Origin of the sequence: Pseudomonas sp. B1(2018) (assembly GCF_003097365.1) — a bacterium.
GTDB classification, from domain to species: Bacteria; Pseudomonadota; Gammaproteobacteria; order Pseudomonadales; family Pseudomonadaceae; genus Aquipseudomonas; species Aquipseudomonas laurylsulfatiphila.
On sequence record NZ_PYUK01000023.1, the window covers coordinates 83,136 to 109,763 of the forward strand.

Here is a 26,628-nt window from a genome sequence, read left to right on the forward strand (position 1 = left end):
ACACGTAAGAGATATTTGCGCTGAACTAAGTTTCAGCAATGCCTGCAAATTTCTCACGCAATTTATCTAGAGCGCGTTTGTACCGCATTTTTGTTGCACTCAAACCCATATGCATGATGTCTGCGATCTCCTGAAACTCCAGCTCTGCGACAAAACGTAGCACCAGAATTTCCCGGTCAATCGGGTTCACATACACTAACCAGCGATCAAGTCCACCCTTTTCTTCGGGTTTCGGCGCCTTTTCTTCGGACGCCTCCTCGAGGGGGTCAAGACTCAATGCGTCCATCAAGCGACGCTTTCGCCGTTCCTTTCGATACTGTGTGATGCACTCGTTGTACGTGATGCTATATAGCCATGTCTTGAACTTCGATTTGCCCTCGAAGTTCTTCAGACCATACAGCACCTTCAGCATGACCTCCTGACAGACATCGTCTGCATCGCGATCGTTCCCGAGATATCTTGCACACACATTAAATAATGTTCGCTGGTAACGCCGCATCAGTTCTTCGTAGGCGCGTGTTACGTGAAACAGCTCGGTATGCGAGCGCGCGACCAACTCCTCATCAGAGAGCTCGCGGGGGTCGTAGCGCATGGATAGCGATTGAGCTTTATTCAAAACAAGTCGGGCCGACAGTCAGGTCAATATCCTCCGCAGCCAGCGTCAGCTGGAATTTTGCGGCGGCATACATTAGCAGGGTTTGCCGGGTTAGCGGCTACTCACATGCTGCTCGAGGAGGATCCGATTGGAAAGAGAGACTAGCTCACCCTCATCGGTCAGCAATGTGGTTTTAACCGTGCCGATCTCTTCGATCTGGCCTTCGACCTCGCCAACACGCACTTGTTGCCCAACCTGGTACAGCTCACGCACGTAGATTCCCGCAAGAATCTGGCCGGCAATTTCCCGGCTTCCCAACCCCATGGCCAGCGCTACCGCCAGACCAACGGTTATCAGCACAATCACGATCACGTGGTTCAGCAGGTCGGTCTTGACCTCCAACTGGCTGATCGCCACCGAAATACTGATGATGATCACCAGGCCCTGGGCAATTCGTCCAAGCCCTGAAGCATAGTCCAGACCCACGCCTTCTGCCGCTCCGCGCACCAGCCCGTTGGCCAGTTGCGCCAGCAAGACACCTACCAGCAACACCAGCGCCGCGCCGAATACCTTCGGCAAATACAGCGCAAGCATATCCAGCGTAGCTGATACTCGCTCAAGTCCAAGGGATTCTGCGGCAGAAACCAGAAAAATAAGCAGAACGAACCAATAGACGATCTTGCCGATCAGGGTCGAAATGGGAACCTGCAGGCCGGCGCGGGACATCAGCTTGGTCAGGCCGGTGCCGCCCATCAAGCGGTCCAGGCCCAGTTTGGCGAGCAATTTGGAAAGCAGGGTGTCCAGCAGTTTGGCCACGACAAAACCCAACAGCAGCACAACCAGTGCGCCGAACAGGTTTGGAATGAAGTTCGCAACCTTGGTCCACAACGCAGTCATTGCAGTGACGAGGCTCTGTGTCCAGAGATCAAGTTCCATATTCAATCAGCCTTATCAGCAGTGCGGGCAGCAGGTTTACGAAGACGGGATACCGGCGAGACATGGGCCGATCCGTTATTCAGGGCAATCATCAGTGCGGGCAACCAGCGCCCCAGCAGACTGAACAAATCACCGGCGCCGACCTGGCGGTTGGCGGTTTTCAGTACACGCCCCAGACACGCATCGTCGTCCCGGGTGGACGGTGAGGCGTTGAGCATGTCGCGCAAAGACTGTTCAAACGGATCGTGCATACGCACCTCTCGTGATGTCTGTGGGAGACGCGGTCAGTTTTGGTCGGGTCACATGCTTTCCCTCAGACCCAGCGCAAACGTCGGAATAACCACCATTGCCCCAGCGCCACCGAGACCATCATCAGGCAGGCGATCAGAAAGCCGTAAGGGCTGGCAGAGAATGGAATGCCACCGACGTTGATCCCCAAAAGCCCGGTCAGAAAACTCATCGGCAAAAAGATCCCGGTGATGATCCCGAAGCGATACATAGTGCGGTTCATGCGCACGCTCAAGCGACGGTCTTCAGCCTCCAGGACCAGCCCCACCCGCTCCCGGGTCAGTTCCAGCTCCTCGAGGTAGCGGGTCAGGCTGTTGTTCAATTCGTTCCAGTAATCACCATCGTCCTCGACGAACCAGGGCAATTTGATCCGCGTCAGCTGACCGAAAATATCCCGCTGCGGAGCGAGAAAACGCTTCAGCGCGGCAGCCCTGCGACGGATCTGCAATACGGCGCCGTGTTCCGGTGCATACCGTTCGTCGGCATCGAGCTTTTCTTCTTCCTCATCGACCACTTCCGAGAGGTCGCTGACCAGATCCTGCACCTTGTTGGTGAGGTACTGCGCCATATACAGGATGAGTTCCGAGGCGGTTTTCGGCCCCTTGCCATCGGCCAGCTGCACCAGCAGCTCTTCAGTGGCGCGCAACGGACGCAAACGCAGGGAAATGACACGCTGGGCAGAACCGAAGATCCGCACCGACACCATGTCTTCCGGTTCGGCACCGGGGTTCAGATTGACCCCGCGCAAAAATAGCAGCAGTTCGCTGTCCGAAAGCTGTAAAAGTCGCGGACGGGTGTTTTCTTCGAGTAACAGGTCACAGCTGAATTCGCTCAGACCGCTGGATTTGCGTAGCCAGGTCTGGGTTTGCGGATGACTGCGATCCCAGTGCAACCACAAGCTTTCATGGGCCTGCAGCTGCAAGTCGTCAAGTTCAGTCCGGGCAATCGAACGCGCACCGCCTCTACCGTCCAGCACCAGGGCATGCACCAGCCCCCATTGCGCGTTTTCTTCCTCGAACATCCGCACTCCTCTGGTCTGCAGCCGTTTTTATTCAGGCATCTTCAGCGGGCTGGGCGAGATGATCACGCCGTTGTTGTCCGCATAAATGTAATGGCCCGGATGGAAGGTCACGCCAGCGAAGGTCACGGCTACGTTGAGATCGCCGATACCGCGCTTGTCGGTTTTCATCGGGTGGCTGGCCAGCGCCTGAACCCCCAGGTCGGTTTGCGCGATGACGTCGACGTCACGGATGCAACCATAGATCACCAGGCCTTCCCAGCCATTGCTGGAGGCCTTCTCGGCGAGCATGTCACCCAGCAGCGCGCGGCGCAGGGAACCGCCGCCATCGACCACCAGAACCTTGCCATTGCCCTTGAGCTCGACTTGCTCCTTGACCAGCGAGTTGTCTTCGAAGCACTTGATGGTCACGATTTCGCCGCCGAAGGAATCGCGGCCGCCGAAATTGCTGAACATCGGTTCCAGCACCTGCACCAGTTCCGGATAGGCGTCGCACAGGTCAGGCGTGAGGTAATGGATCATCGAGAAACTCCTGTAAAGAGGAAGACAGCACGAACATCAGTGATGACTCAGTCACGCAAAGTGACCGGAACAGCTCAATGCGTCATATCTTAGCCGCAAGCCGACCGGAGCGAAATGCCCTTGTTAGAGCATCAGGCTCAAACCGCCGCGGCCAAATCCCCTTGCTCACCCAACAAGGGCGTCTGCTGATCCGCCAGCCAGCGGGTCACCAACGGCCAGACTTCGGCCTGGGCAGGTTTGCTGACGAGCATTTCAACGTGACCGAAATTGTCGCTGAAACCCTGGTCACGTCCCAGATTGATAAATTGCTTGTGCTCGGAACCGAACTGTTCGAACAGTTTGCGGCACGCCCACGCCGGGTCCTGATGGTCACCCGCTGCACTCACGGCGAGCACCGGCAACCTGACCTCGGCCAAACCGGCCCACCAGTCTTTATCGGCATCGCCAAAGCGCCCGAACAGACCGAACCAACGCATGCTTTCCAGGGCCAGGCCGATGGGCTCGTCCTCCGGGCCGCGCTTGAGCCTTGCGCCGGACAACTGGGCAAAACGCTTGAGAATGAAGCGACTGCTCCACTCCACCGGCGGAATCTTCAATGGCCAGTAGGTGCGGCTGACTTGTGTACCGAAAAAAGCCGCCGAGGCCACCACCGGCTCACCGATGTACTCGCCCCCCAGCGCTGCAGCCAGTGTAGTACCGCCCAGCGAGTGACCGATCCAGTGCGGCACCTGCCCGCTCTGTTCGCGGACGAAGGCGCCAATGGCCGGCAGGTCATAGCGTGCGTAGTCGGCGACCCGGTTCTTGCGGTAGTCGTGGTTGCGCTGGGACAGACCATGGCCGCGCATTTCCGGAATCCAGACGTCGAACCCCTGGCGCGCCAGATAGGCGCCCAACCCCAGGCCCTTGGGAGAGAACCAGAACCGGCGATTGGAAAAGCTGCCGTGCAGCAGGATCACCGGCACACCACGGGATGACGGCTCATCGGCCATGCCAAGGCGTGTCACAGCCAGTTCGACGGTGAAGTCGGGGCTGTTACCGGGTTTCAAACGATACACATCTTCGCTCAGATCGCCGCGCCGTTCGGCGCTGATCAGGGCGACAGGAAATAGGTTGCTGCTGCTTTGCATAATCTCTTGCACAAAAAAGGGCGGCATCCGGAGGAGCCCGCCCTGCTTGAGTCTCTAAAACGCCCGCTCACTGATACTGCATCGCCCCTGTAGGAGCGAGCTTGCTCGCGAAAAACTTCAGGACACCACGTTTATCCAGCAAAAACGCGTCATCGTTGACGTCCATCGCGAGCAGGCTCGCTCCTACAAAGGTACGTGAGCGGCCCGTTCACATGGGGTCAAGCCTGCGCCTGACCCTCTGCCAGGAAGAACCAGGTTTCCAGTACGGAGTCCGGGTTCAACGAAACGCTTTCAATGCCCTGCTCCATCAGCCACTTGGCCAGGTCCGGGTGGTCCGAAGGGCCCTGACCGCAGATGCCGATGTACTTGCCGGCCTTGTTGCAGGCGGCAATCGCGTTGGCCAGCAGCTTCTTGACCGCCGGATTACGCTCGTCGAACAGGTGCGCGATGATACCGGAATCGCGGTCCAGGCCCAGGGTCAGCTGGGTCAGGTCGTTGGAACCGATGGAGAAACCGTCGAAGAACTCGAGGAATTCTTCAGCCAGGATGGCGTTGGACGGCAGTTCGCACATCATGATCACGCGCAGGCCGTTTTCGCCACGGGCCAGACCGTTTTCCGCCAGCAGATCCACCACCTGGCTCGCTTCACCCAGGGTACGAACGAACGGCACCATGATTTCGACGTTGGTCAGGCCCATCTCGTTGCGCACGCGCTTGAGGGCGCGACATTCGAGTTCGAAGCAGTCACGGAACGATTCGCTGATGTAACGCGAAGCACCGCGGAAGCCCAGCATCGGGTTCTCTTCTTCCGGCTCGTACAGCTTGCCGCCGATCAGGTTGGCGTATTCGTTGGACTTGAAGTCCGACAGACGCACGATGACCTTCTTCGGCCAGAACGCAGCCGCCAGGGTGCTGATGCCTTCGACCAGTTTCTCGACGTAGAAGCCGACCGGGTCGTTGTAACCGGCAATGCGCTTGTCGACGCTTTCCTTGATGTCCAGCGGCAGACCGTCGTAGTTCAGCAGTGCTTTAGGGTGCACGCCAATCATGCGGTTGATGATGAACTCCAGGCGGGCCAGGCCCACACCGGCGTTCGGCAGTTGGGCGAAGTCGAAGGCGCGGTCCGGGTTGCCGACGTTCATCATGATCTTGAACGGCAGCTCCGGCATGGCGTCCACGGAGTTCTTCTTGATGTCGAAGCCCAGTTCGCCTTCGAAGATGAAACCGGTGTCGCCTTCAGCGCAGGAAACGGTCACGCCCTGGCCGTCTTTCAACAGCTGGGTGGCGTTGCCGCAACCGACTACCGCTGGAATGCCCAGCTCACGGGCGATGATCGCCGCGTGGCAAGTACGACCACCACGGTTGGTGACGATGGCGCTGGCGCGTTTCATGACCGGTTCCCAGTCCGGGTCGGTCATGTCGGACACCAGTACGTCGCCTGGCTGGACCTTGTCCATCTCGGACACGTCCTTGATGATGCGGACCTTGCCGGCGCCGATGCGCTGGCCGATGGCGCGACCTTCAACCAGCACGGTACCGGTTTCTTTCAACAGGTAACGTTCCATGACGTTGGCCTGGGTGCGGCTCTTCACGGTTTCCGGACGGGCCTGCACGATGTACAGCTTGCCGTCGTCACCGTCCTTGGCCCACTCGATGTCCATCGGGCACTGGTAGTGCTTCTCGATGATCATCGCCTGCTTGGCCAGCTCGCTGACTTCAGCGTCGGTCAGGCAGAAACGTGCGCGCTCGGCCTTGTCCACGTCGACGGTCTTGACCGAACGACCGGCCTTGGCCTCGTCGCCGTAGATCATCTTGATGGCCTTGCTGCCCAGGTTGCGGCGCAGGATGGCCGGACGACCGGCCGCCAGCGTGCCCTTGTGGACGTAGAACTCATCCGGGTTCACCGCGCCTTGAACGACGGTTTCACCCAGGCCGTAGGCGCCGGTGATGAACACCACGTCACGGAAGCCCGATTCGGTATCGAGGGTGAACATCACGCCGGCGGTGCCGGTTTCGGAGCGGACCATGCGCTGCACGCCGGCCGACAGGGCAACCAGCTTGTGGTCGAAGCCCTGGTGCACGCGGTAGGAAATGGCACGGTCGTTGAACAGAGAGGCGAACACCTCTTTGGCGGCGCGAATGACGTTATCGACACCACGGATGTTCAGGAAGGTTTCCTGCTGACCGGCGAAGGAAGCGTCCGGCAGGTCTTCGGCGGTAGCGGAAGAACGCACGGCCACGGCCACGTCAGGATTGCCGGCGGACAGCGTGGCGAACGCGGTACGGATTTCGGCATTCAGTTTTTCAGGGAACTCGGCTTCCATGATCCATTGACGGATCTGGGCACCGGTCTTGGCCAGGGCATTCACGTCATCGACGTCCAGGGCATCGAGCGCGTCGTGAATCTGCTGATTCAGGCCGCTCAGCTCCAGGAAATCACGATAAGCTTGAGCGGTCGTGGCGAAGCCGCCGGGCACCGATACACCGGCACCCGCAAGGTTGCTGATCATCTCGCCCAGGGATGCGTTCTTGCCCCCCACATGCTCAACATCGTGTTTGCCGAGCTTATCGAGGGAAACTACGTACTCTACCAAGGTGATCTCTCCACTAACTGTGTTGGAAAAGCTCAGAAACCGGCTGCTTAAGTGAGCATTTGCCGGCTATATGGCCTGGACCTGGAAAATAAGTGAGAATGCGGGCCATTGGCGGCCGGCAAATCGCGCCTATCATATCCAAGATTCGTTACTAGCTTAAGGCCCAAGGTGCAAATGAAACGATCTGCTTTCTTTATCTCCGATGGTACCGGCATTACCGCCGAAACCCTGGGTCAAAGCCTTCTGGCGCAGTTCGAAAACATTACCTTCAGCAAGGTCACGCGGCCGTACATCGACAACGTGGACAAAGCGCGGGCCATGGTACAACAAATCAACAAAGCCGCCGAAACCGACGGCTTCCGTCCAATTATCTTCGACACCATCGTCAATCAGGACATTCGTGAGATTCTCGCCACCTCGAATGGTTTCATGATCGACATTTTCTCGACGTTCCTGGCACCGCTTGAACAGGAACTGACCGAGCATTCTTCCTACACCGTCGGCAAGTCCCACTCCATCGGCGCCAACACCAATTACATGGAGCGTATCGAGGCCGTCAACTTCGCCCTCGACAACGACGACGGCGCCCGCACGCACTATTACGACAAGGCCGACCTGATACTAGTGGGCGTGTCGCGATGTGGTAAGACGCCGACGTGCCTGTACATGGCGATGCAATTCGGCATCCGCGCGGCCAACTACCCGCTGACCGAAGACGACATGGAACGCCTGCAACTGCCAAACGCCCTGCGCGCCCACCAGCACAAGCTGTTCGGCCTGACCATCGACCCGGACCGCCTCACCGCGATTCGCAACGAGCGCAAGCCCAACAGCCGCTATTCGAGCTACGCCCAGTGCGAGTTCGAGGTGCGCGAGGTCGAGAACCTGTTCCGCCGCGAAAACATTCCGCACATCAACTCCACGCATTTCTCCGTGGAAGAGATCTCCGCGAAGATTCTCGTGGAGAAAGGTGTGGAGCGGCGTTTCAAGTAAAGCTCCCGGGCCTGTTCCGGCCCTATCGCGAGCAAGCTCGCTCCCACATTTGATCTTTGTACACCGTCGATCCAGTGTGGGAGCGGGCTTGCTCGCGAAGGCGGAGTGTCAGTCGACATCAACATTGCCTGACACACCGCTTTCGCGGGCAAGCCCGCTCCCACAGGGTTTTGGGTGATCTTAGAAAGAATCCCCCGGCACCCGCACAAACCCTTCCATCAATACCCGCGCACTGCGGCTCATGATCGCCTTGTTCACGGTCCATTCACCATTGACCAGGCTGGCCTCGGCGCCGACGCGCAGGGTGCCGGACGGGTGTCCGAAGCGCACCGCGTTGCGTTCGATACCGCCTGCCGCAAGGTTCACCAGGGTGCCGGAAATCGCTGCAGCGGTACCGATCGCCACGGCCGCCGTGCCCATCATCGCGTGGTGCAACTTGCCCATGGACAACGCACGCACCAGCAGGTCGACATCACCTGCGGCAATTGCCTTGCCGCTTGACGCCACGTAGTCCGCCGGCTTGGCCACGAAGGCGACTTTCGGCGTGTGCTGACGCTTGGCCGCTTCGTCGATGTTGGAAATCAGGCCCATGCGCAATGCGCCGTAGGCACGGATGGTCTCGAACATCAGCAAGGCTTTCGGGTCGCCGTTGATCGCGCCCTGCAACTCGGTGCCCTTGTAGCCGATGTCTTCGGCATTGACGAAAATCGTCGGGATGCCGGCGTTGATCATGGTCGCCTTGAAAGTGCCGACGCCGGGCACTTCCAGGTCATCGACCAGGTTGCCGGTAGGGAACATCGAACCGCCACCGCCCTCTTCTTCCGCTGCCGGATCGAGGAACTCGATCTGCACTTCGGCCGCCGGGAAGGTCACGCCGTCGAGTTCGAAATCGCCGGTCTCCTGCACTTCACCATTGGTGATCGGCACGTGGGCAATGATGGTCTTGCCAATGTTGGCCTGCCACACGCGAACCACGGCTACGCCGTTATGCGGGATACGGCTGGCGTCCACCAGGCCGTTGCTGACCGCGAACGAACCGACCGCCGCCGACAGGTTGCCGCAGTTGCCGCTCCAGTCGACGAAGGGCTTGTCGATGGACACCTGACCGAACAGGTAATCGACGTCGTGATCGGCCTTGGTGCTTTTCGACAGGATCACGGTTTTGCTGGTGCTGGAGGTCGCACCGCCCATGCCGTCGATTTGTTTGTCGTACGGATCGGGGCTGCCGATCACGCGCAGCAGCAACGCGTCGCGGGCCGGGCCTGGGACCTGTGCCGCTTCAGGCAGGTCCTTGAGACTGAAGAACACGCCTTTGCTGGTGCCGCCGCGCATGTATGTAGCTGGAATCTTGATTTGAGCTGCGTGAGCCATGGTGCTCGTTACTCCTGATCTGAAAGCAGACACGGGACTCAAAGTCCCGTGTCGGTACAGCCTGTGTTAAACGGCAACCGCCGACTCTTCGAGGAAGTCCTGGGCGAAGCGTTGCAGCACGCCGCCGGCCTCGTAGATCGACACTTCTTCGGCGGTGTCGAGGCGGCAGGTCACCGGCACATCGACGCGCTCACCGTTCTTGCGATGGATCACCAGCGTCAGCTCGGCGCGCGGCGTGCGATCGCCGATCACGTCGTAGGTTTCGCTGCCGTCGATGGCCAGGGTGTGACGGTTGGTGCCTGGCTTGAACTCCAGCGGCAACACGCCCATGCCCACCAGGTTGGTGCGGTGAATGCGCTCGAAACCTTCGGCGGCAATCGCCTCCACACCCGCCAGGCGCACGCCCTTCGCCGCCCAGTCGCGGGACGAACCCTGACCGTAGTCGGCACCGGCGATGATGATCAGCGGCTGCTTGCGATCCATGTAGGTTTCGATGGCTTCCCACATGCGCATCACTTTGCCTTCCGGCTCGACACGGGCCAGCGAGCCCTGCTTGACCTTGCCGTTTTCCAGAACCATTTCGTTGAACAGTTTCGGGTTGGCGAAGGTGGCGCGCTGCGCCGTCAAGTGGTCACCGCGGTGAGTCGCGTAAGAGTTGAAGTCCTCTTCCGGCAGGCCCATTTTCGCCAGGTACTCGCCGGCGGCGCTGTCCATCATGATCGCGTTGGACGGCGACAGGTGATCGGTGGTGATGTTGTCCGGCAGCACCGCCAGCGGACGCATACCCTTGAGCGGACGAGCACCGGCCAACGCGCCTTCCCAGTACGGCGGACGGCGGATGTAGGTGCTCATTTCACGCCACTCGTACAGCGGCGCGACTTTCGGGCCGGTGTCTTCGTGGATGGCGAACATCGGGATGTACACCTGGCGGAACTGCTCCGGCTTCACCGACGCCTTGACCACCGCGTCGATTTCTTCGTCGCTTGGCCAGATGTCTTTCAGGCGGATTTCCTTGCCATCCACCACACCCAACACGTCTTTTTCGATGTCGAAACGGATGGTGCCGGCAATCGCATAGGCAACCACCAAAGGCGGCGACGCGAGGAACGCTTGCTTGGCGTACGGGTGAATCCGGCCGTCGAAGTTACGGTTGCCGGACAACACCGCAGTGGCGTACAGGTCGCGGTCGATGATCTCTTGCTGGATCACCGGGTCCAGTGCGCCGGACATGCCGTTGCACGTGGTGCAGGCAAAAGCCACGACGCCGAAGCCGAGTTTGTCCAGCTCTTCGGTCAGGCCGGCTTCATCGAGGTACAGCGCCACGGTTTTCGAACCCGGTGCCAGGGACGACTTGACCCAAGGCTTGCGGGTCAGGCCGAGCTTGTTGGCGTTGCGCGCCAGCAGGCCGGCGGCGATCACGTTGCGCGGGTTGCTGGTGTTGGTGCAGCTGGTGATGGCGGCGATGATCACCGCGCCGTCCGGCATTTGCCCCGGCACATCGTCCCACTGACCGGAGATGCCTTTGGCAGCCAGATCCGAAACCGCCACACGGGCGTGCGGGTTGCTCGGACCAGCCATGTTGCGCACGACCGAGGACAGATCGAACGTCAGGCCGCGCTCGTACTGCGCGCCTTTGAGGCTGTCAGCCCACAGGCCTGTGGTCTTGGCGTAGTTCTCGACCAACTGCACCTGCTCGTCTTCACGGCCGGTGAGCTTGAGGTAGTCGATGGTCTGCTGGTCGATGTAGAACATCGCCGCGGTGGCGCCGTATTCCGGGGCCATGTTGGAAATGGTTGCGCGGTCGCCGAGGGTCAGCGCGGAGGCGCCTTCGCCGAAGAACTCCAGCCACGCACCAACGACTTTTTGCTTGCGCAGGAACTCGGTCAGCGCCAGCACCATGTCGGTGGCGGTGATGCCCGGTTGCAGCTTGCCGGTCAGTTCGACGCCAACGCTTTCCGGTAGACGCATCCAGGATGCGCGGCCGAGCATCACGCTTTCGGCTTCGAGACCACCGACACCGATGGCGATCACACCCAGCGCATCGACGTGCGGGGTGTGGCTGTCGGTACCGACGCAGGTATCAGGGAAGGCCACGCCGTCGCGCACCTGGATCACCGGAGACATTTTCTCCAGGTTGATCTGGTGCATGATGCCGTTGCCCGGCGGGATCACGTCGACGTTCTTGAACGCCTTCTTGGTCCAGTTGATGAAATGGAAACGGTCTTCGTTGCGACGGTCTTCGATGGCGCGGTTCTTTTCGAACGCGTCCGGATCAAAGCCACCGCGCTCGACGGCCAGGGAGTGGTCGACGATCAGTTGGGTCGGCACCACCGGGTTGACTTGCGCCGGGTCACCGCCCTGCAGGGCGATGGCGTCACGCAGGCCGGCGAGGTCGACCAGCGCGGTCTGGCCGAGAATGTCGTGGCACACCACGCGGGCCGGGAACCACGGGAAATCGAGGTCGCGCTTGCGCTCGATGAATTGCTTCAGGGATTCGGTGAGCGTGGCCGGGTCGCAGCGACGCACGAGGTTTTCCGCCAGCACACGGGAGGTGTACGGCAGGGTGTCGTAGGCGCCAGGCTGGATCGCCTCGACCGCTGCGCGGACATCGAAGTAATCCAGGTGGCTGCCAGGCAGCGGTTTACGGAATTGTGTGTTCATCGTCAGGACTCGGTCACGGTAGTTACAAAAGGTGGGGCCTGTCTGTAGGAGCTGCCGCAGGCTGCGATCTTTTGATCTTCAAAAGGCAAAGATCGCAGCCTGCGGCAGCTCCTACAGGGTCACCGGTTCATTCAGTGACCTGTGCAGGCATTTCCACCATTCAGCGCTGTTCGATTGGCACGAACTTGCGCTGTTCAACGCCGGTGTATTCGGCGCTTGGACGGATGATGCGGTTGTTGGCGCGTTGTTCGTACACGTGGGCAGCCCAGCCGGTCAGGCGCGAGCAGACGAAGATCGGTGTGAACAACTTGGTCGGGATGCCCATGAAGTGGTACGCCGAGGCATGGTAGAAGTCGGCGTTCGGGAACAACTTCTTCTGCTCCCACATGGTCTTGTCGATGGCTTCGGAGACCGGGAACAACACCTTGTCGCCCACTTCGTCGGCGAGTTTTTTCGACCAGCCCTTGATCACCTCGTTGCGCGGATCGTTGTCCTTATAGATCGCGTGGCCGAAGCCCATGATCTTGTCCTTGCGCTCCAGCATGCCCAGGGTGCCCTTGATCGCGTCTTCCGGCGACGAGAAACGCTCGATCATTTCCATCGCCGCTTCGTTGGCGCCGCCGTGCAGCGGGCCGCGCAGCGAGCCGATGGCCGCGGTGATGCACGAATACAGGTCGGACAGGGTCGATGCGCACACACGTGCGGTGAAGGTCGACGCGTTGAACTCGTGCTCCGCGTAGAGGATCAGCGAAACGTTCATCACCTTGACGTGCAGCTCGCTTGGTTTTTTGCCGTGCAGCAGGTGCAGGAAGTGGCCGCCGATGGACTGCTCGTCGCTCACGCAATCGATGCGCTTGCCTTCGTGGCTGAAGCGATACCAGTAAGTCATGATCGCCGGGAACGCAGCCAGCAGGCGATCGGTCTTGTCGTGTTGCTCGGAGAAATTGTTCTCCGGCTCCAGGTTGCCCAGGAACGAGCAGCCCGTGCGCATCACGTCCATCGGGTGGGCGTCGGCGGGGATGCGTTCCAGCACTTCCTTGAGCGCTTGCGGCAGGTCACGCAGCTTGCTCAGCTTGGCGATGTAGGCGTTCAGTTGCGCCTTGCTCGGCAGTTCGCCGTACAGCAGCAGGTAGGCAACTTCTTCGAACTGTGCGTCAGCCGCCAGTTCACGTACGTCATAACCACGATAGGTCAGACCGGCACCCGACTGGCCCACGGTGGACAGTGCGGTTTGCCCGGCAACCTGGCCACGGAGCCCGGCGCCACTGAGTACTTTTGCTTCGGCCATTGCTGTCTCCAGTTTTCTTGAATTTTTTAGGGAATCGGCAAATTTATTGATCGGGATTCACCCCGACCTCTGTAGGAGCGAGCTTGCTCGCGATGGTGGACCGTACACCGCGGGGTATCAATTTTCCCGCGTCATCGTTAGCGACCATCGCGAGCGAGCTCGCTCCTACAATTATTTCTTCGACGCAAACAACGCATCGAGTTTCTGCTCGAAGGTGTGGTAGTCGATGCGATCGTAAAGCTCCATGCGCGTCTGCATGGTGTCGATGACATTCGCCTGCGTGCCATCGCGGCGCAGTGCGGTGTAGACGTTTTCCGCGGCCTTGTTCATGGCGCGGAAGGCCGACAGCGGGTACAGCACCAGCGACACGTCGACAGCGGCGAGTTGCTCGGTGGTGTACAGCGGGGTCGCGCCGAATTCGGTGATGTTGGCCAGGATCGGCGCTTTCACGCGGCTGGCGAACAGCTTGTACATCTCAAGTTCAGTGATGGCTTCCGGGAAAATCATGTCGGCGCCGGCTTCGATGCAGGCAGCGGCGCGATCCAGGGCAGACTCCAGGCCTTCCACCGCCAGGGCGTCGGTACGGGCCATGATCACGAAGCTGTCGTCGGTACGGGCATCGACGGCGGCCTTGATGCGGTCGACCATTTCCTGCTGGGTCACGATCTCTTTATTAGGACGGTGGCCGCAGCGCTTGGCGCCGACCTGGTCTTCGATATGAATCGCCGCCGCGCCAAACTTGATCATCGACTTGACGGTACGAGCGACGTTGAACGCCGAGGAACCGAAACCGGTGTCCACGTCCACCAGCAATGGCAGATCGCAGACGTCAGTGATACGGCGCACGTCGGTCAGCACGTCATCCAGGCCGGTGATGCCCAGGTCAGGCAAGCCGAGGGAGCCGGCAGCCACCCCGCCACCTGACAGGTAGATCGCCTTGAAACCGGCGCGCTTGGCCAGCAGCGCATGGTTGGCATTGATTGCGCCGACCACTTGCAGTGGATGTTCGCTGGCGACCGCATCGCGGAAACGCTGGCCTGGTGTGCTCTTGTTCAAACTCATGACTCACCTCGTTTGGCTGTCGGGTTGACGCCGTCCTGGTAATGACGGGCGATATTGCGTTTGGAGGCGCCGATGTGACGGCGCATCAACAACTCGGCCAGCTCACCGTCACGGTCGGCGATGGCATCGAGAATGCGGTGGTGCTCGGCGAACGCCTGGTGCGGGCGATTGGGCGTGGTGGAAAACTGGATGCGGTACATGCGCACCAATTGATAGAGCTCGCCGCAGAGCATTTGGGTCAGCGTGCGGTTGCCGCTGCCCTGGATGATTCGGTAATGGAAGTCGAAATCGCCTTCCTGCTGGTAATAGCCCCGACCTGCCTGGAATGCCTCATCACGCTCATGGGTTTCCAGCACCCGACGCAGCTCGTCGATTTCCTCGAGGCTCATGCGCTCGGCGGCCAGGCGACAGGCCATGCCTTCCAGGGATTCGCGGATTTCGTAGAGTTCAAGCAGCTCGGCATGATTGAGCGACACCACCCGCGCCCCGACATGCGGCACGCGTACCAGCAGACGTTGGCCTTCCAGGCGATGGATGGCCTCGCGCAGCGGGCCCCGGCTGATGCCGTAGGTACGCGCCAGCTCCGGTTCGGAGATTTTGCTGCCCGGCGCGATCTCGCCTTTGACGATAGCCGCCTGAATACGGCGGAAGACGTTCTCGGAAAGTGTCTCCGTATCGTCTTGCGTAGAAACCGGGGGATCGAGTTGATCCAGCATATTGTCGACACCTTCTGAGCCAATGCCGCAAAAACTAACGAATACCGGGAGCGCAGTCAAAGGATAAATCGATATTGTCGACAATCTTCTGATAACCGGTTGCACCATAACGAAGCAAACTGCTGGTTCATAGCCACCGGCCAGCGCTGGCGCCATCAAACCACCGTGCTAGAATGCCGCCGCATTTGTTTGTCACATCTGCACTGCCTGTCATAAAGATCTGCCAGGCATACGAGGGAGCTTGCGCAGCGATGCCAGGGCCTTGAATCAAGTCGGACCGCTGCGCACCAGGATTTATGAGACTCAAGCCCTTCCCTGCTTTCCTTTATTTACTTTGCCTGCCCGGGTTCGCAATGGCCGGGGAAAAGACTGTGTATGGCCTCAATGAGTACGCATCGCTCAATGGCATCGACCTGGAAGTGGCGGCCAAGCTCGACACCGGGGCGAAAACCGCTTCCCTGAGTGCACGGGACATCAAACGTTTCAAACGCAACGGCGAATCCTGGGTGCGGTTTTACCTGGCCATCGACGCCGCCCATTCGCATCCGATCGAACGCCCGCTGGCCCGTGTCAGCAAGATCAAGCGCCGGGCCGGCGACTACGACCCCGAGGAAGGCAAGAAGTACACCGCCCGCCCCGTGATCGAACTGGACATCTGCATGGGCTCGGCCCTGCGCAGCATCGAAGTGAACCTGACCGACCGCAGTGCGTTCCAATATCCGCTCCTGATTGGCTCCGAAGCGCTCAAGCGTTTCGATGCACTGGTTGACCCCAGCCTTAAATATGCTGCCGGCAAACCTGCCTGCACCACCGACGCTCATACCGCCGAGTAATTCAAATGCGCTCTCTTACCCTTCATCTGAAACTGCTGATCGCCATCCTGGTGGTGCTGGGCATTTCAGTTACGGCCTATCAGATCTTCGTGCTGGGCATCCCGGTGACCGAAGACGCCACTGACGACCTGTGGAACATCGACGCCAAGGTCGAGTTCGTCGCCAGCGCCAAGGATCCGGTCAAGATCCAGATGTTCGTGCCACCGCTGAGCCGCGACTTCGTCAGCCTCAACGAGAGCTTCATCTCCAATAATTACGGCGTGGCCGTGAACCGGGTCGACGGCAACCGCAAGGTCACCTGGTCGGCACGCCGGGCCAAAGGCAATCAGACGCTGTACTACCGCCTGGTGCTGACCAAGCGTTATTCCGGCGAGAAGGCCAAGATCAAAGGCCCGACCTTTCGCGACAGCATCACCATCGAAGGCCCGGAAAAAATCGCCGCCGAAGCCCTGCTCGCACCGATTCGCCAGCACTCGGCCGACGTCGAAACCTTCGTCGGCGAAGCCATCAAGCGGGTCAACAACCTCAACGACGACAATGTGAAACTGTTGCTGGCCGGTGATCCATCCACCGCGCACAAGGCGAAAACCGTCGAGCTGCTGCTGTCCATCGCCCACGTGCCGATCGAGAAGGTCCACACCATCCGCCTGGTGGCCGACCAGCCGCAAACACCGGAACTGTGGCTGCGCAGTTTCAATGGTACCGACTGGTTGTACTTCAACCCGGAAACCGGTGAGCAAGGGCTGCCGACCGACCGCCTGCTGTGGTGGACCGGTGACGAAAACCTGATCACCGTCGATGGCGGCAAGAAAGCCAACGTGACCTTCAGCCTGAACAACAGCGAAATGAACGCCATTCGCCTGGCCAAGCTGACCGACGAAAACACCGACGCCAACTTCCTCGAGTACTCGTTGTACGGCCTGCCGCTGCAAACCCAGCAGACCTTCATGATCATGGTCATGATCCCGATCGGCGTGCTGGTGATCCTGATCCTGCGCAACCTGATCGGCATCCAGACCCTGGGCACCTTCACCCCGGTGCTGATCGCCCTGGCCTTCCGCGAAACCCAGCTTGGCTTCGGTATCATGCTGTTTACCATCATCACGGCGCTGGGCCTGTCGCTGCGCTCCTATCTCGAACACCTCAAACTGCAAATGCTGCCGAGACTGTCGGTGGTGCTGACGTTCGTGGTGGTGTTGATTGCGGCCATCAGCCTGTTCAGCCACAAACTCGGCCTGGAGCGCGGCTTGTCGGTGGCGCTGTTCCCGATGGTGATCCTGACCATGACCATCGAACGCCTGTCGATCACCTGGGAGGAACGCGGCGGCGGCCATGCGATGAAAGTCGCTATCGGCACGCTGTTCGCCGCGTCCCTGGCGCACCTGATCATGACCGTGCCGGAACTGGTGTACTTCGTGTTCACTTTCCCGGCGATCCTGCTGATCCTGGTGGGTTTCATGCTGGCCATGGGTCGTTATCGCGGCTATCGCCTGACCGAACTGGTGCGTTTCAAGGCCTTCCTGAAAAAGGCTGACGCCTGATGTTCGGCTTCTGGAAAACCTGGAAGGCCCTGGAAGCCCGGGGCATCATGGGGATCAATCGGCGCAACGCAGACTACGTGCTCAAGTACAACAAGCGCAGCCTGTACCCGATCGTCGATGACAAGATCATCACCAAGGAACGCGCGATCGCCGCCGGCATCCATGTGCCCGAGCTCTATGGCGTGATTTCCACCGAGAAGGAAATCGACAATCTCGAAGAGATCATCGGCGCACGCAATGACTTCGTGATCAAACCGGCCCAGGGCGCTGGCGGCGATGGCATCCTGGTCATCGCCGACCGCTTCGAGGGACGTTATCGCACAGTGTCCGGCCGGATCATCAGCCATGAAGAAATCGAGCACCAGGTTTCCAGCATCCTGACCGGCCTGTATTCACTGGGCGGTCACCGCGACCGGGCGCTGATCGAATACCGCGTGATTCCGGACCAGATCTTCAAGAGCATCAGCTACGAAGGCGTGCCGGACATCCGCATCATTGTCCTGATGGGTTACCCGGTGATGGCCATGTTGCGCCTGCCGACGCGCCAGTCCAACGGCAAGGCCAACCTGCACCAGGGCGCCATCGGCGTCGGCGTGGACCTGGCCACCGGCCTGACCCTGCGCGGCACCTGGCTGAACAACATCATCAACAAACACCCGGACACCACCAACGCGGTGGATGGCGTGCAACTGCCCTACTGGGACGGTTTCATGAAACTCGCCGCTGGCTGTCATGAGTTGTGCGGGCTGGGCTACATCGGTGTCGACATGGTCCTGGACCAGGAAAAAGGCCCGCTGATCCTTGAACTCAATGCCCGGCCGGGGCTGAATATCCAGATTGCCAATGACTGCGGGCTGACGTTGCGTACTCATGCAGTCGAGGCGCGGCTGGAAGACCTGAAGGCCCGTGGCGTGACCGAAACGGTGGAAGAGCGCGTGGCGTTTGTGCAGGAGATGTTTGGGCATATTCCTGCGGTCGAGGGCTGATCGTCGCCCTGTAGGAGCTGTCGAGTGAAACGAGGCTGCGATCCTTTGATCTTGTTTTTTCAGGATCAAAAGATCGCAGCCTCGTTTCACTCGACAGCTCCTACATTCCCGGACATCCCCTCTAGGAGCAACTCCCCGAGAGGACTACAATCGCCACCCCGCCTCGATGGCTGATCTCCCCCGCCCATGCTGACCTGCTCCGTACACCCGCTGCCCTATCGCGCCAACCCCGCTCAATACTTCGCGGCGATTCGCCATGCCCCCGGCGCCGTGCTGCTCGACAGCGGCCGCCCCAGCGCCGACCGCGGCCGCTATGACCTGCTCAGCGCCTGGCCGCTGGAACAACTGACGGTATCGCCCGACGAAAGTGGCGAGGCTTTCCTGCAACGCCTGCGCGATAACCTGACGCGCCTCGGCGAAGCCTCCTTGCCGGCACCCTATGAGTTGCCGTTTGCCGGCGGGTTGATTGGCTACCTGAGTTACGACTTCGGCCGACATCTGGAGCGCCTACCGAGCCAGGCCAGTGACGACCTGCATCTGCCCGACGCGCGTTTCGGCCTGTATGGCTGGGCATTGGTCAGCGATCACCTTGCGCTGACCAGCCAGCTTGTATTCCACCCGACCCTTCCCGACAGCGAGCGTCAGCGCCTGATCGAGCTGTTCAGCCAACCGGCACCGGAAGCGGTCGCGCCCTTCAAGCTGCTCACTCCGATGACCGCCGACTTGAGCGCTGACCAGTATCAACAGGCCATCGAGCGCATCCAGCAGTACATTCAGGCCGGTGACTGTTACCAGGTCAATTTCGCCCAGCGTTTTCGCGCGCCCTGCCAGGGTGATTCGTGGGCTGCCTACTGCGCCTTGCGCGAAGCGTGCCCGACGCCTTTTTCCGGCTTCCAGAGCTTGCCTGACGGCAATGCCGTCCTCAGCCTGTCGCCGGAACGCTTCGTCAAAGTCAGCCAGCGCCATGTGGAAACCCGCCCGATCAAGGGCACTCGGCCCAGGGGCATTACGCCTGAGCAAGACGCCGCGAACGCCGCCGAACTGCTGGCCAGCCCCAAGGACCGCGCGGAAAACCTGATGATCGTCGACCTGCTGCGCAACGATCTCGGCCGGACGTGTCGCATCGGCTCGGTCCGGGTGCCGGAGTTGTTCAGCCTGGAAAGTTACCCGAACGTGCATCACCTGGTGAGCAGTGTCACCGGTGAACTGGCGGATGATCGCGACGCTCTGGACCTGATCGCCGGCAGCTTCCCCGGCGGCTCGATCACCGGCGCGCCAAAGATTCGTGCGATGCAGATCATCGACGAACTGGAGCCGACCCGACGCGGCCTGTATTGCGGTTCATTGTTGTACCTGGACGTGCGCGGCGAGATGGACAGCTCCATCGCCATTCGCAGTTTGCTGGTCAAGGACGGGCAGGTGTGTTGCTGGGGCGGTGGCGGGATAGTCGCGGATTCGGAGTGGCAGGCCGAATATCAGGAGTCGATCACCAAGGTGAAAATCCTGCTGGAAACGCTGCACAACTTGTAGGAGCTGCCGAAGGCTGCGATCTTTTGATCTTGCCTTTAAAAAAAACAAGATCAAAAGATCGCAGCCTTCGGCAGCTCCTACAGGGATCGGGTTTACAGGCTCAAAGTGCGGTTCGAAGCTTTGATGAACTCTTGCTTGAGCTCTTCAAACGTATGCACCGCCGGGAACTGCGGGAACTCGGCAATCACGTTAACCGGTGCATGGAACAGGATTCCGGCATCGGCCTCGCCCAGCATCGTGGTGTCGTTGTAGGAATCCCCCGCCGCGATCACCCGGTAGTAAAGGCTCTTGAAGGCCAGGACCGACTGACGCTTTGGATCTTTCTGACGCAGCTGATAGCCCGTGACTCGCCCGCTGTCGTCGGTAATCAGGCGATGGCAGAGCAAGGTCGGGAAGCCCAGTTGGCGCATCAACGGCTGGGAGAACTCATAGAAGGTGTCCGACAGGATCACCACCTGAAAGCGCTCGCGCAGCCAGTCGACGAATTCGATGGCGCCGTCCAGCGGCTTGAGCGTGGCGATCACTTCCTGAATGTCGGAGAGTTTCAGGCCGTGCTCGTCGAGAATCCGCAGGCGTTGCTTCATCAGCACGTCGTAGTCGGGAATGTCCCGGGTGGTGGCCCTGAGGGATTCGATCCCGGTTTTTTCGGCGAAGGCGATCCAGATTTCCGGGACCAGCACACCTTCAAGATCCAGACAGGCAATTTCCACAAGACACTCCCATTTGTATTGATTATTGAGTCGAGCGAGCAAAAGGATTGCCGAACTCTAGCGACTCGGGCCTGCCTGCGCAACGCAGAGGATGCCCCGGCCCGTGCAGCTTTTTGTTACCATCGGCCCCATATAGAGCGCCCAGCGCCACCGACCTGTAGGAAGCCGCCCTGATGAGCCCAACGTTCGACGTCGTGGAACTCGCCACGACCTATGCCAACAAATCCGCCCAGGACATCCTGAAACTCGCGTTTGCCGAGTTCGGCGATGACCTGTGGATATCTTTCAGCGGCGCCGAGGACGTGGTGCTGGTGGACATGGCCTGGAAGCTGAACAAGAACGTCAAGGTGTTCAGCCTCGACACCGGCCGACTGCACCCCGAGACCTACCGCTTCATCGATCAGGTGCGCGAGCACTACAAGATCGACATCGAGCTGGTGTCGCCGGACTACACGAAACTCGAACCCTTCGTGAAGGAAAAAGGCCTGTTCAGTTTCTACAAGGACGGCCATGGCGAATGCTGCGGCATCCGCAAGATCGAACCGCTGCGCCGCAAGCTGTCCGGCGTGAAAGCCTGGGCCACCGGCCAGCGTCGCGACCAGAGCCCCGGCACCCGCAGCGCCGTCGCAGTGATGGAAATCGACACCGCGTTCTCCACCCCGGAACGCACCTTGTACAAGTTCAACCCGCTGGCGCAAATGACCAGCGAAGAGATCTGGGGCTACATCCGCATGCTGGAGCTGCCGTACAACAGCCTGCACGAACGCGGCTTCATCAGCATCGGCTGCGAACCCTGCACCCGTCCGGTACTGCCGAACCAGCATGAGCGCGAAGGCCGCTGGTGGTGGGAAGAAGCGACGCAGAAGGAATGCGGGTTGCACGCGGGGAATATCATCAGCAAGTCGTAACCCTTCTGACCGGTGATATCCCCTGTGGGAGCGGGCTTGCTCGCGAAGGCGTAGTGTCAGTCAATTTATTTACTGACTGACACTACGCCTTCGCGAGCAAGCCCGCTCCCACATTGGTAATGTGTCAGCTCACAAGAATGTGTACACATGATTGTCACCATCGGTGCCATTTGTGTGTGCACTTTTAGTTTCTGCGCCCCAAAAAGTTACATTTCCTTTCCCATCGCCTCGTCCAAATCCCCTCTCAAAAAATAAATACCTGTTCAAACGGTCAATTTATATTGTCAATTTTTCAATAACTTGGCGAAAAGCCATAACAAAACGAAATGAACAGCGCCGTTCATAGAACGCTCGACTGGCATGGATCTGGCTTAAGTGCATACATGTTTTGTATACAATAAAATCAAAACATACACACACTTTAGATCCGCAAGCCTGAAGCGCCCTATCCCGTACAGGCTGCAGATGCCCCGTAACCAATGATATTCGCCACCCGCGACGAAGATTTGTCGAGCCAAGGCTCATGCACAGTCATCGCGGCGTCGAGCATCAGGAGCCTGCCGGAATGCGTACTAGTCTCTCCAACAACAATATCGCGCTGGATCTACCCTCCCCTCATTCCACCCACACCGCCGACCATCAGGCGCATCACTCCCCCGTGGTGCTCAGTCCCCGCCTGCACAACAAGGACCTGGCGCCGACCAAGGCCGAAGGCCGGCGCTGGGGCCGCTACAGCATCTTTGCCTTGTGGACCAATGACGTTCACAACATTGCCAACTACTCCTTTGCCATTGGCCTGTATGCCCTGGGCCTGGGTGGCTGGCAGATCCTGTTGTCCCTGGGGATCGGAGCGGCGCTGGTGTATTGCTTCATGAACCTGTCCGGCTACATGGGTCAAAAGACCGGGGTTCCGTTTCCGGTCATCAGCCGGATCAGTTTCGGCATTCACGGGGCGCAGATTCCCGCGTTGATCCGCGCCGTGATCGCCATCGCCTGGTTCGGTATTCAGACGTACCTCGCGTCCGTCGTCTTTCGCGTGCTGTTGACGGCGATCCATCCCGGGTTCGCCGACTACGACCACGACTCGATCCTCGGCCTGTCGACCCTGGGCTGGGTGTGTTTCGTCGCGATCTGGTTCGTGCAACTGGCGATCCTGGCCTATGGCATGGAGATGGTGCGCCGCTACGAGGCGTTTGCCGGTCCGGTGATTCTGCTGACCGTTGCCGCCCTCGCCGCGTGGATGTACTTCCAGGCCAACGCGACCATTGCCTGGTCGATCCGTGAGCCGCTGGCCGGTGGCGAGATGTGGCGCAACATCTTTGCCGGTGGCGCACTGTGGCTGGCGATCTACGGCACCTTGATCCTCAATTTCTGCGACTTTGCCCGCTCTTCACCGTGCCGCAAGACCATCAAGGTCGGAAATTTCTGGGGCTTGCCGGTGAATATCCTGGTGTTCGCCAGCATCACTGTCCTGCTGTGCGGCGCGCAGTTCCAGATCAACGGCCGGATCATCGAAAGCCCGACCGAAATCATCGCCTCGATCCCCAACACCTTCTTCCTGGTACTCGGTTGCCTGGCGTTCCTGATCGTCACCGTGGCGGTGAACATCATGGCCAACTTCGTCGCCCCGGCGTTCGTCCTCAGTAACCTGGCGCCGAAGTACCTGACGTTCCGTCGCGCCGGACTGATCAGCGCGACCATCGCGGTGCTGATCCTGCCGTGGAACCTCTACAACAGCCCGCTGGTGATCGTGTACTTCCTGTCCGGCCTCGGTGCCCTGCTCGGCCCGTTGTACGGCGTGATCATGGTCGACTACTGGCTGGTTCGAAAAGGCCAGGTCAACGTGCCGCAGTTGTACAGCGAAGACCCCAACGGCCCTTATTACTACAGCCGCGGGGTCAATTTGCGCGCCGTGGCGGCGTTCATCCCCGCCGCCCTGATCGCCATCGTCCTGGCCCTGGTGCCGGGGTTCCACAGCGTGTCGCCATTCTCCTGGCTGATTGGTGCCGGCATCGCCGGGATGCTCTACCTGATCATCGCCAAGCGCCAACCGCACTACGCCGATGTCAGCGGCGAAGCCATCGCGGTCGAAAACGCCAGCCATTAACTCCATGGCGGCCCGGCAAAGTCGGGCCGCAGAACCATCCGCAATAAGGACTCCCCATGCGCATTCTCGTGGTCAACGTCAACACCACCGAATCCATCACCCAGGCCATCGCCCGCTCGGCGCAGGCCGTCGCATCGCCCGGCACGGAAATCGTCGGCCTCACCCCGCACTTCGGCGCCGACTCCATCGAGGGCAACTTCGAAAGTTACCTGGCGGCCATCGCGGTCATGGACCGGGTGATGTCCTACGACCAGCCATTCGACGCGGTGATCCAGGCCGGCTACGGCGAGCACGGCCGCGAAGGCTTGCAGGAGCTGCTCAACGTACCGGTGGTGGACATCACCGATGCCGCTGCCAGCACGGCGATGTTTCTCGGTCACGCCTATTCCGTGGTCACCACCCTCGACCGCACCGTGCCGCTGATCGAAGACCGCCTCAAACTCTCCGGCCTGTGGGACCGTTGCGCCTCGGTACGGGCCAGTGGCCTGGCGGTGCTTGAGCTGGAACATGAACCGCAGCGCGCACTGGAAGCCATCGTGCACCAGGCCGAACTGGCGGTGACCCAGGACAAGGCCGAAGTGATTTGCCTCGGTTGCGGTGGCATGGCCGGGCTGGACGAGCAGATTCGCCGACGTACCGGAGTGCCGGTGGTGGATGGGGTGACGGCGGCGGTGACCATTGCCGAATCGCTGGTGCGGCTGGGGTTGTCGACTTCGAAGGTGCGGACCTATGCGACGCCACGGCCGAAAAACATCATTGGCTGGCCGGGGCGGTTTGCCCGATAGACCGAGGCGCCCCCTTCGCGAGCAAGCCCGCTCCCACAAGGGGATTGTGAACGGCGCAGATCCAGTGTGGGAGCGGGCTTGCTCGCGAAGGGGGCACCTCGGTCCCAAGCCTGACTCAAACCGCACTGAACCTCTGCCCCAACCCCCGCTCGGCAAACTGCTCAATGATGAAATCGACAAACGCCCGGGTCTTGCCGGGCAGCAGTTTATGTTCGGCGTAATAGATGGAGGTGTAGCCGTCGTCGATGTACCAGTCCGGCAACACCCGCTGCAACCTGCCCACCTCCAGATAACCCGAGGCGAACGGCATGCTCACCAGCGCAATGCCCAGGCCTTGTGCGGCGGCGACGCAGGCGGCCTCGGAATCGCTCATGGTCATCCGCGCCTTGAGCGTCAACGGACTGTGTTGCTGATTGCGATGGGTCAACTGCCAGGAGCGCACGCGACCGGTTTGTGGCGAGCGGATCAGGATCCCGTCGTGGTGCTTGAGTTCGTCCGGTTCGGTGATTGACGCATGTGTCGCCAGGTACTCCGGCGAAGCCACCAATACCCGATGCGCCGGACTCAGCTTGCGCGCGACTACGCCCTGGGGCAGTTCGAAGCCGCCGCCGATGGCCGCGTCGAACCCCTGCCCGATCAGATCGACCTGACGGTTGTCGAAGTGCCAGTCCGGGTTGATCGCCGGGAATCGCCGCAGAAACTCGCCGAGCATCGGCACTATGTACAGGCAACCGAACACCGTCCCCATGCTGACCTTCAATGTACCCGCAGGCTGCCCACCGGCGCTGGCGAGGTTGGCGACGGCATTCTGGATGGTGTGCAGGCTGGTACTGACTTCGCCGAGAAACAACTGACCGGCCTCGGTCAGCGTCAGGCTGCGCGTGCTGCGCTGAAACAATCTGACGCCCAGGCGCGCCTCAAGCTTGGCAACGCTCTTGCCCACCGCCGCCGGTGTCAGGCTCAAGCGTCGCGCCGCTTCGGCGAAGCTGCCAACCTCGGCGCTGCGCACAAAGCATTCGATACTACTGAAGGTTTCCATAGGCGCCACTATAAACTTTTGGTTTACACAGACTATCGCAACCATGGTCTACACGACACGTAATCCAGAACTGATACTAGGCTCCATCAACCGGGACATCTCGCCTCGGGACTTGGAGATCGACATGACTACTCAGAACCTCAGCGGCAAAGTGGCATTGATTCAAGGTGGTTCCCGCGGTATCGGTGCAGCCATCGTCAAGCGCCTGGCCGCTGAAGGCGCGACCGTTGCCTTCACTTATGTCAGCTCGACAGCCAAGGCTGAAGAGTTGCAACACAGCATCACCGCCAAGGGCGGCAAGGCCCTGGCCATCAAGGCCGACAGCGCCGACGCCGACGCGATCCGCGGCGCTGTATCCGCCACGGTAGAAGCCTTCGGTCGCCTGGATATCCTGATCAACAATGCAGGCGTACTGGCCGTCGCACCGCTGGCCGAGTTCAAACTCGAAGACTTTGACCAGACCCTGGCCATCAACGTACGCAGCGTGTTCATCGCCACCCAGGCCGCCGCCCGGCACATGACCGAAGGCGGTCGCATCATCAACATCGGCAGCACCAACGCCGATCGCATGCCCTTTGCCGGTGGCGGCCCGTACGCCATGAGCAAGTCGGCACTGGTCGGGCTGACCAAAGGCCTGGCCCGTGACCTCGGGCCGCAAGGCATCACCATCAATAACGTGCAGCCGGGTCCGGTCGACACCGACATGAACCCGGCCGAGGGTGACTTTGCGGAAAGCCTGATCCCGTTGATGGCCGTGGGCCGGTACGGCAAGGCCGAAGAGATCGCCAGCTTCGTCGCCTACCTCGTCAGCCCGGAAGCCGGCTACATCACCGGGGCCAGCCTGACCATCGACGGTGGCTTCGGCGCCTGATGCGTTGAGCGCATAGCAAATGTGGGAGATTCTATGGTTGAGGGGAAGCCCTCAACCGGCTTTGGGTTGATATTCGCTCTGTCCTTTCAGCAGGGCGAATACGACCCGAGCAAGCTTGCGAGCCAGTATCACCAGCGCCTGAGTGGT

Annotated in this window: 23 protein-coding genes and 1 pseudogene; 9 read left to right on the forward strand and 15 right to left on the reverse strand. The window is 60.2% G+C overall.

Going from position 1 to position 26,628, the window contains the following annotated elements; translation table 11 throughout:
• Positions 1-25: 25 nt before the first annotated feature.
• The 7 genes from sigX to ppsA all read right to left on the reverse strand — a co-directional run bounded on the left by sigX (position 26) and on the right by ppsA (position 7,080).
• On the reverse strand, positions 26-616 hold the full coding sequence (gene sigX, locus C9422_RS27625) for an RNA polymerase sigma factor SigX (RefSeq protein ID WP_075949123.1): 591 nt from the start codon (positions 614-616) through the stop codon (positions 26-28).
• A 90-nt stretch (positions 617-706) separates the two neighbouring features.
• Positions 707-1,531, reverse strand: coding sequence for a mechanosensitive ion channel domain-containing protein (locus C9422_RS27630; protein WP_007916401.1), 825 nt, complete (start codon positions 1,529-1,531; stop codon positions 707-709).
• 2 nt (positions 1,532-1,533) lie between these two features.
• The gene (locus C9422_RS27635; RefSeq protein ID WP_007971509.1) at positions 1,534-1,782 is read right to left on the reverse strand and encodes a hypothetical protein; all 249 of its coding nucleotides are present in this window, start codon (positions 1,780-1,782) and stop codon (positions 1,534-1,536) included.
• A gap of 62 nt (positions 1,783-1,844) precedes the next feature.
• The gene (locus tag C9422_RS27640; RefSeq protein ID WP_116582871.1) at positions 1,845-2,840 is read right to left on the reverse strand and encodes a zinc transporter ZntB; all 996 of its coding nucleotides are present in this window, start codon (positions 2,838-2,840) and stop codon (positions 1,845-1,847) included.
• A 27-nt stretch (positions 2,841-2,867) separates the two neighbouring features.
• Positions 2,868-3,356 carry a ribonuclease E activity regulator RraA gene (gene rraA / locus C9422_RS27645; RefSeq protein ID WP_173900792.1) on the reverse strand — a complete coding sequence of 163 codons (489 nt, stop codon included), beginning with the start codon at positions 3,354-3,356 and terminating at the stop codon, positions 2,868-2,870.
• A 140-nt stretch (positions 3,357-3,496) separates the two neighbouring features.
• Positions 3,497-4,486, reverse strand: a complete 990-nt coding sequence (locus C9422_RS27650) for an alpha/beta fold hydrolase (protein WP_116582872.1) — start codon at positions 4,484-4,486, stop codon at positions 3,497-3,499.
• Positions 4,487-4,704: 218 nt separating this feature from the next.
• Positions 4,705-7,080 carry a phosphoenolpyruvate synthase gene (gene ppsA, locus C9422_RS27655; RefSeq protein ID WP_116582873.1) on the reverse strand — a complete coding sequence of 792 codons (2,376 nt, stop codon included), beginning with the start codon at positions 7,078-7,080 and terminating at the stop codon, positions 4,705-4,707.
• 174 nt (positions 7,081-7,254) lie between these two features.
• Between ppsA and C9422_RS27665 the strand changes: the two genes are divergently transcribed.
• On the forward strand, positions 7,255-8,073 hold the full coding sequence (locus tag C9422_RS27665) for a pyruvate, water dikinase regulatory protein (RefSeq protein ID WP_007971527.1): 819 nt from the start codon (positions 7,255-7,257) through the stop codon (positions 8,071-8,073).
• A 180-nt stretch (positions 8,074-8,253) separates the two neighbouring features.
• On the opposite strand, the gene prpF is transcribed toward C9422_RS27665, so the two are convergent.
• From prpF to C9422_RS27690, 5 genes are all read right to left on the reverse strand, one after another.
• A complete protein-coding gene (prpF, locus tag C9422_RS27670) occupies positions 8,254-9,444 on the reverse strand; it encodes a 2-methylaconitate cis-trans isomerase PrpF (RefSeq protein ID WP_116582874.1) in 1,191 nt (396 codons plus the stop codon).
• Between the two features lie 66 nt (positions 9,445-9,510).
• Positions 9,511-12,105, reverse strand: coding sequence for a Fe/S-dependent 2-methylisocitrate dehydratase AcnD (acnD, locus tag C9422_RS27675; RefSeq protein WP_116582875.1), 2,595 nt, complete (start codon positions 12,103-12,105; stop codon positions 9,511-9,513).
• 160 nt (positions 12,106-12,265) lie between these two features.
• A complete protein-coding gene (prpC, locus tag C9422_RS27680) occupies positions 12,266-13,393 on the reverse strand; it encodes a 2-methylcitrate synthase (protein ID WP_007971533.1) in 1,128 nt (375 codons plus the stop codon).
• A 171-nt stretch (positions 13,394-13,564) separates the two neighbouring features.
• The gene (gene prpB / locus C9422_RS27685; protein ID WP_116582876.1) at positions 13,565-14,455 is read right to left on the reverse strand and encodes a methylisocitrate lyase; all 891 of its coding nucleotides are present in this window, start codon (positions 14,453-14,455) and stop codon (positions 13,565-13,567) included.
• A complete protein-coding gene (locus tag C9422_RS27690; RefSeq protein ID WP_007971537.1) occupies positions 14,452-15,171 on the reverse strand; it encodes a GntR family transcriptional regulator in 720 nt (239 codons plus the stop codon). The genes prpB and C9422_RS27690 overlap by 4 nt, the downstream gene beginning before the upstream one ends.
• A 296-nt stretch (positions 15,172-15,467) precedes the next feature.
• Between C9422_RS27690 and C9422_RS27695 the strand changes: the two genes are divergently transcribed.
• The 4 genes from C9422_RS27695 to pabB all read left to right on the forward strand — a co-directional run bounded on the left by C9422_RS27695 (position 15,468) and on the right by pabB (position 20,061).
• Positions 15,468-16,004 (forward strand): ATP-dependent zinc protease, encoded by a 537-nt coding sequence (locus C9422_RS27695; protein WP_085716837.1) that lies wholly within the window; start codon positions 15,468-15,470, stop codon positions 16,002-16,004.
• Between the two features lie 5 nt (positions 16,005-16,009).
• Positions 16,010-17,545 (forward strand): inactive transglutaminase family protein, encoded by a 1,536-nt coding sequence (locus C9422_RS27700; RefSeq protein ID WP_007971541.1) that lies wholly within the window; start codon positions 16,010-16,012, stop codon positions 17,543-17,545.
• Positions 17,545-18,531, forward strand: a complete 987-nt coding sequence (locus C9422_RS27705; RefSeq protein ID WP_116582877.1) for an alpha-L-glutamate ligase-like protein — start codon at positions 17,545-17,547, stop codon at positions 18,529-18,531. Before C9422_RS27700 ends, C9422_RS27705 begins: the two co-directional genes overlap by 1 nt.
• A gap of 186 nt (positions 18,532-18,717) precedes the next feature.
• On the forward strand, positions 18,718-20,061 hold the full coding sequence (pabB, locus tag C9422_RS27710; protein ID WP_116582878.1) for an aminodeoxychorismate synthase component I: 1,344 nt from the start codon (positions 18,718-18,720) through the stop codon (positions 20,059-20,061).
• A 92-nt stretch (positions 20,062-20,153) separates the two neighbouring features.
• Here the strand turns inward: pabB and thrH are convergent, their stop codons facing one another.
• Positions 20,154-20,771, reverse strand: coding sequence for a bifunctional phosphoserine phosphatase/homoserine phosphotransferase ThrH (gene thrH, locus C9422_RS27715; RefSeq protein ID WP_116582879.1), 618 nt, complete (start codon positions 20,769-20,771; stop codon positions 20,154-20,156).
• Positions 20,772-20,944: 173 nt separating this feature from the next.
• On the opposite strand from thrH, the gene C9422_RS27720 reads away from it, so the two are divergent.
• The 3 genes from C9422_RS27720 (at position 20,945) to C9422_RS27730 (ending at position 24,571) form a co-directional block, all read left to right on the forward strand.
• Entirely contained in the window at positions 20,945-21,679 is a 735-nt protein-coding gene (locus C9422_RS27720) for a phosphoadenylyl-sulfate reductase (protein WP_008061755.1), read from the forward strand.
• A gap of 565 nt (positions 21,680-22,244) precedes the next feature.
• The gene (locus C9422_RS27725) at positions 22,245-23,786 is read left to right on the forward strand and encodes an NCS1 family nucleobase:cation symporter-1 (protein WP_116582880.1); all 1,542 of its coding nucleotides are present in this window, start codon (positions 22,245-22,247) and stop codon (positions 23,784-23,786) included.
• 56 nt (positions 23,787-23,842) lie between these two features.
• On the forward strand, positions 23,843-24,571 hold the full coding sequence (locus tag C9422_RS27730; RefSeq protein ID WP_007988885.1) for an aspartate/glutamate racemase family protein: 729 nt from the start codon (positions 23,843-23,845) through the stop codon (positions 24,569-24,571).
• A 115-nt stretch (positions 24,572-24,686) separates the two neighbouring features.
• Here C9422_RS27730 and C9422_RS27735 read toward each other — a convergent pair whose 3' ends face one another.
• The gene (locus C9422_RS27735) at positions 24,687-25,610 is read right to left on the reverse strand and encodes a LysR family transcriptional regulator (RefSeq protein WP_116582881.1); all 924 of its coding nucleotides are present in this window, start codon (positions 25,608-25,610) and stop codon (positions 24,687-24,689) included.
• Positions 25,611-25,734: 124 nt separating this feature from the next.
• Between C9422_RS27735 and C9422_RS27740 the strand changes: the two genes are divergently transcribed.
• Positions 25,735-26,481, forward strand: a complete 747-nt coding sequence (locus C9422_RS27740; RefSeq protein ID WP_116582882.1) for a 3-oxoacyl-ACP reductase family protein — start codon at positions 25,735-25,737, stop codon at positions 26,479-26,481.
• 51 nt (positions 26,482-26,532) lie between these two features.
• Here C9422_RS27740 and C9422_RS32685 read toward each other — a convergent pair.
• A pseudogene (locus C9422_RS32685) lies at positions 26,533-26,628 on the reverse strand (IS110 family transposase); the annotation flags it as partial.

Coding starts and splice junctions, on each gene's coding strand:
- C9422_RS27630 (WP_007916401.1), bottom strand. CDS start 1,531: ATGGAACTTGATCTCTGGACACAGAGCCTCGTCACTGCAATGACTGCG.
- C9422_RS27635 (WP_007971509.1), bottom strand. CDS start 1,782: ATGCACGATCCGTTTGAACAGTCTTTGCGCGACATGCTCAACGCCTCA.
- C9422_RS27640 (WP_116582871.1), bottom strand. CDS start 2,840: ATGTTCGAGGAAGAAAACGCGCAATGGGGGCTGGTGCATGCCCTGGTG.
- C9422_RS27650 (WP_116582872.1), bottom strand. CDS start 4,486: ATGCAAAGCAGCAGCAACCTATTTCCTGTCGCCCTGATCAGCGCCGAA.
- C9422_RS27665 (WP_007971527.1), top strand. CDS start 7,255: ATGAAACGATCTGCTTTCTTTATCTCCGATGGTACCGGCATTACCGCC.
- prpF (WP_116582874.1), bottom strand. CDS start 9,444: ATGGCTCACGCAGCTCAAATCAAGATTCCAGCTACATACATGCGCGGC.
- acnD (WP_116582875.1), bottom strand. CDS start 12,105: ATGAACACACAATTCCGTAAACCGCTGCCTGGCAGCCACCTGGATTAC.
- prpC (WP_007971533.1), bottom strand. CDS start 13,393: ATGGCCGAAGCAAAAGTACTCAGTGGCGCCGGGCTCCGTGGCCAGGTT.
- prpB (WP_116582876.1), bottom strand. CDS start 14,455: ATGAGTTTGAACAAGAGCACACCAGGCCAGCGTTTCCGCGATGCGGTC.
- C9422_RS27690 (WP_007971537.1), bottom strand. CDS start 15,171: ATGCTGGATCAACTCGATCCCCCGGTTTCTACGCAAGACGATACGGAG.
- C9422_RS27695 (WP_085716837.1), top strand. CDS start 15,468: ATGAGACTCAAGCCCTTCCCTGCTTTCCTTTATTTACTTTGCCTGCCC.
- C9422_RS27700 (WP_007971541.1), top strand. CDS start 16,010: ATGCGCTCTCTTACCCTTCATCTGAAACTGCTGATCGCCATCCTGGTG.
- C9422_RS27705 (WP_116582877.1), top strand. CDS start 17,545: ATGTTCGGCTTCTGGAAAACCTGGAAGGCCCTGGAAGCCCGGGGCATC.
- pabB (WP_116582878.1), top strand. CDS start 18,718: ATGCTGACCTGCTCCGTACACCCGCTGCCCTATCGCGCCAACCCCGCT.
- C9422_RS27720 (WP_008061755.1), top strand. CDS start 20,945: ATGAGCCCAACGTTCGACGTCGTGGAACTCGCCACGACCTATGCCAAC.
- C9422_RS27725 (WP_116582880.1), top strand. CDS start 22,245: ATGCGTACTAGTCTCTCCAACAACAATATCGCGCTGGATCTACCCTCC.
- C9422_RS27730 (WP_007988885.1), top strand. CDS start 23,843: ATGCGCATTCTCGTGGTCAACGTCAACACCACCGAATCCATCACCCAG.
- C9422_RS27735 (WP_116582881.1), bottom strand. CDS start 25,610: ATGGAAACCTTCAGTAGTATCGAATGCTTTGTGCGCAGCGCCGAGGTT.
- C9422_RS27740 (WP_116582882.1), top strand. CDS start 25,735: ATGACTACTCAGAACCTCAGCGGCAAAGTGGCATTGATTCAAGGTGGT.